Genomic DNA, 3,822 nt, shown 5'->3' with positions numbered 1-3,822 from the left:
CCGAGATCGTCCTTGTTCTCGATCATCAGCTCGAACCACTTGCGCAGCACGCCGGCGCGGTCCTTGGCCGTGCGCGCTGCCCAGGTCTTCTGGGCGACACGCGCGGCCTCGATCGCAGCCCTGGTTTCCTTGGCGCCGAGCTTCGGCACCCGGCCGATGATCTCGCCCGTCGCCGGGTTGTTCACCTCGATCGCGTTTGCCGCGTCCGCCTCGATCCACTCGCCGCCAACGAGGGCTGCCTGGCGAAACAATGATGGGTCTTTAAAGTGTGAGAGCATTGGTCCTCCGACGATCTCCTGGAGCTTCCGAAACACACCTCCGGCAATCCGGGCGGCGCACGGCGCTGCCTTTAGTTTTGAGGATTTCGGCGGCCTTGTTTCATCGAAAATCCTGAAAGCTCTCTTCGGCATTCCGTGCGTGATTTGCGAGCCGGATAGTCAGTAAGATCAACGCAGGTGAGAAATCCGTCGCGCCATGAGGAAAATGGAGGCCGCACACTGAAGCTCGCCAGATCAAAAATTGGGAGGATGCCAGCAACATGCCGACGACTATACCGGCTCGAAAGAGCGAATACCGGATGACCCTTCTTGAACGAGTGATTGTTTTGCTCGGTCAGGGCAGCATCTGGTACACCTGCTACACCTATCCGTACGACCGGCGGGAATTTAACGCATCCGTCGATTTCGGGTTCATCTGAAGGGAAAGCTCTCCCGGCGGTCCGGCGGCAAATCTGCACCGTGAACAGGCTGCTGAAGCGACCGACGCTCCAGGGCGGCGCCCCGAAGCTTCGGTTCGGCTACCTTACTCTGTTATTGCACGCCAGCAGATGACGAGGCCGTCTTCGGCATCGACACGTTGGCCGACACGCAGGAAGCCATTTCGCTCCAGAACGCGTTGCGACGCGATGTTTTCGACGCCCGTCTCAGCCGAAATCTGGGCGACCCGTGGATCGCTCCGCGCCCAGGAGAGTATCTGGCTTACGGCCTGTGTAGCAAAGCCCCGCCCTTGACGCGTCGGTGCGATGCCATAACCGATATGAACGTCTCTTTCATGGGGAACTCTGATGACGGAGCAAAGGCCGACGACTTCGCCTTCATTCACGATCCACCAAGCCGCGGGCGCGAACCGTTGCCCAACGTCGTCGGCAAGGCTGCGGAGCATGACCAGCACTTCCGGAGGTGCGATTACAACGTCGGGCGCAAGATAGAGCCCTTCTCGTGCGAAGCCGGCAAGCATCGCATCGAAATCATCTTTCGTTACTTCAGTGATCATTTTCGGCTTTCTGACAAACCCAAAGGTATTCAAAGCCGAACGGGAGCGCTGACTATCCTCTGCTCGAGGACAAGACTGCCATTCCGCTCGCCGCTGCGGCCAGCGATGTCGGAAGCGATACGAAGGCAATCATAGGCATTCTCCTGAGGGTGAAAGCAACGCTATCCAACCGTGACTATAACCACAAGGCGCATAGACGCCAGTCTTGATATCAGGGCACCGTCCTATAAGTCCATCAGGCGGCATTCTGCGGAGAAATCTCTGGTCTCGCTCCCGGCCCTGTCCACGCAGGCCATGCCGCCCGCCATCCGACCATTACATGTTCGGATAGACCGGGCCTTCGCCACCCTGCGGCGGCACCCAGTTGATGTTCTGGTTCGGGTCCTTGATGTCGCAGGTCTTGCAGTGCACGCAGTTCTGNGTTCGGATAGACCGGGCCTTCGCCACCCTGCGGCGGCACCCAGTTGATGTTCTGGTTCGGGTCCTTGATGTCGCAGGTCTTGCAGTGCACGCAGTTCTGCGCGTTGATGACGAAGACTTGCCTGCCGTCCTTCTCCACCCATTCGTAGACGCCGGCCGGACAGTAGCGCGTGGACGGACCGGCATAGACGTCATGCTCGGAGCGCTTCTGCAGATCCATATCCTTCACCTGCAAGTGAACCGGCTGGTCTTCCTCATGGTTGGTGTTCGACAGGAACACTGACGACAGTCGATCGAAGGTCAGAACCCCATCCGGCTTCGGATAGTCGATCTTCTGGTGCTGCGCTGCGGGTTCGAGCGACTGCGCATCGGTCTTTCCGTGCTTCAGCGTGCCGAAGAAGGAGAAGCCGAACAGCTGGTTGGTCCACATGTCGAGNGTGCTGCGCTGCGGGTTCGAGCGACTGCGCATCGGTCTTTCCGTGCTTCAGCGTGCCGAAGAAGGAGAAGCCGAACAGCTGGTTGGTCCACATGTCGAGACCACCGAGCCCAACGCCGATCGCCGTGCCGAACTTCGACCACAGCGGCTTGACGTTTCTCACCCGCTTCAGGTCCTGGCCGATGGCGCTGTCGCGCCAGCCGCGTTCGATCTCGATCGGCTCGTCATTGGCGCGGCCNCACAGCGGCTTGACGTTTCTCACCCGCTTCAGGTCCTGGCCGATGGCGCTGTCGCGCCAGCCGCGTTCGATCTCGATCGGCTCGTCATTGGCGCGGCCGGAGGCGATCGCTGCTGCCAGCTTCTCGGCCGCGAGAATGCCTGAAAGTACCGCATTGTGGCTGCCCTTGATGCGCGGCACGTTGACGAGCCCGGCCGAACAGCCGATCAGCGCGCCTCCGGGGAAGGAGAGCTTCGGCACTGACTGGTAGCCGCCCTCGGTGATCGCACGGGCGCCATAGGACAGCCGCTTGCCGCCCTCGAACGTGCCGCGGATCGCCGGATGCGTCTTGAAGCGCTGGAACTCCTCGAAGGGGAAGAGATAGGGGTTCTTGTAATTCAGGTGCACGACGAAGCCGACGGCGACCATGTTGTCTTCGAGGTGATAGAGGAACGAACCGCCACCGGTCTTCATGCCGAGCGGCCAGCCGAAGGAGTGCTGTACCAGACCCGGGCGATGGTTCTCGGGCTTGACCTGCCAGAGTTCCTTCAGACCAATGCCGAACTTCTGGACGTCGCTGTCCCTGGAGAGATCGAACTTGGCGATCAGTTGCTTGGCGAGCGAACCGCGCACGCCCTCGCCGATCAGCGTGTATTTGCCCAAGAGCGCCATGCCGCGGGCAAAGTTCGGGCCCGGTTCGCCGTTGCGCTCGACACCCATGTCGCCGGTGGCGACACCGATGACCGCACCTTCGTCATTGTAGAGCACTTCGGTGGCGGCAAAGCCCGGATAGATCTCGACGCCGAGTTCCTCCGCCTTTGTCGCCAGCCAGCGACAGACGTTGTCGAGCGATACGATGTAGTTGCCGTGATTGTTCATCAGCGGCGGCATCAGGAAGTTCGGCAGGCGGATCGAGCCGGCGGGCCCTAAGAACAGGAAGTGGTCGTCCGTCACTTCGGTCTTGAACGGATGGTCGGCGTCGGCGCGCCAGTCCGGCAGCAAGCGGTCGATGCCGATGGGATCGACGACGGCGCCCGACAGGATATGCGCACCGACTTCRGCGCCCTTTTCGAGCACGACGACCGAAAGCTCCGGATTGACCTGCTTCAGCCGGATCGCCGCCGCAAGACCCGCCGGCCCCGCACCCACGATCACAACGTCGAACTCCATGCTCTCGCGTTCGGGCAGANTCCGGATTGACCTGCTTCAGCCGGATCGCCGCCGCAAGACCCGCCGGCCCCGCACCCACGATCACAACGTCGAACTCCATGCTCTCGCGTTCGGGCAGATCACTCATCTTGGACATGTTCGCTTCAAAGTGCTTTTTCGAGTTCCGGCAGAGCGTCGAAGAGATCGGCAACCAGGCCGTAGTCGGCGACCTGGAAGATCGGCGCCTCTTCGTCCTTGTTGATGGCGACGATGACCTTCGAGTCCTTCATGCCGGCGAGGTGCTGGATGGCACCGGAGATGCCGCAGG

General features: G+C 61.1%; 4 protein-coding genes and 3 pseudogenes. 1 reads left to right on the top strand and 6 read right to left on the bottom strand.

Annotation, left to right across the window (positions count from 1 at the left end; genetic code table 11):
* Nucleotides 1-278: aldehyde dehydrogenase family protein (locus ASD63_RS26245; protein WP_156624187.1), on the bottom strand; the 278-nt coding region annotated here is incomplete at its 3' end.
* A 260-nt stretch (nucleotides 279-538) separates the two neighbouring features.
* Between ASD63_RS26245 and ASD63_RS35320 the strand changes: the two genes are divergently transcribed.
* Nucleotides 539-697 carry a hypothetical protein gene (locus ASD63_RS35320; protein WP_156624186.1) on the top strand — a complete coding sequence of 53 codons (159 nt, stop codon included), beginning with the start codon at nucleotides 539-541 and terminating at the stop codon, nucleotides 695-697.
* Between the two features lie 104 nt (nucleotides 698-801).
* On the opposite strand, the gene ASD63_RS26240 is transcribed toward ASD63_RS35320, so the two are convergent.
* The 5 genes and pseudogenes from ASD63_RS26240 to ASD63_RS35310 form a co-directional block, all read right to left on the bottom strand.
* The gene (locus ASD63_RS26240; RefSeq protein ID WP_060530016.1) at nucleotides 802-1,272 is read right to left on the bottom strand and encodes a GNAT family protein; all 471 of its coding nucleotides are present in this window, start codon (nucleotides 1,270-1,272) and stop codon (nucleotides 802-804) included.
* A gap of 421 nt (nucleotides 1,273-1,693) precedes the next feature.
* Nucleotides 1,694-2,128: pseudogene (locus tag ASD63_RS36345) on the bottom strand (4Fe-4S dicluster domain-containing protein); the annotation flags it as partial.
* 1 nt (nucleotide 2,129) lies between these two features.
* Nucleotides 2,130-2,366: pseudogene (locus tag ASD63_RS36340) on the bottom strand (electron transfer flavoprotein-ubiquinone oxidoreductase); the annotation flags it as partial.
* Nucleotide 2,367: 1 nt separating this feature from the next.
* A partial coding sequence (locus tag ASD63_RS36335; protein ID WP_244497279.1) for an NAD(P)/FAD-dependent oxidoreductase occupies nucleotides 2,368-3,533 on the bottom strand: 1,166 nt, incomplete at its 3' end.
* A gap of 125 nt (nucleotides 3,534-3,658) precedes the next feature.
* Nucleotides 3,659-3,822: pseudogene (locus ASD63_RS35310) on the bottom strand (FAD-binding protein); the annotation flags it as partial.

This window comes from Ensifer sp. Root558, assembly GCF_001427045.1.
Lineage (GTDB): Bacteria > Pseudomonadota > Alphaproteobacteria > Rhizobiales > Rhizobiaceae > Ensifer > Ensifer adhaerens.
This window is presented reverse-complemented; position numbering and strand designations above follow the sequence as displayed.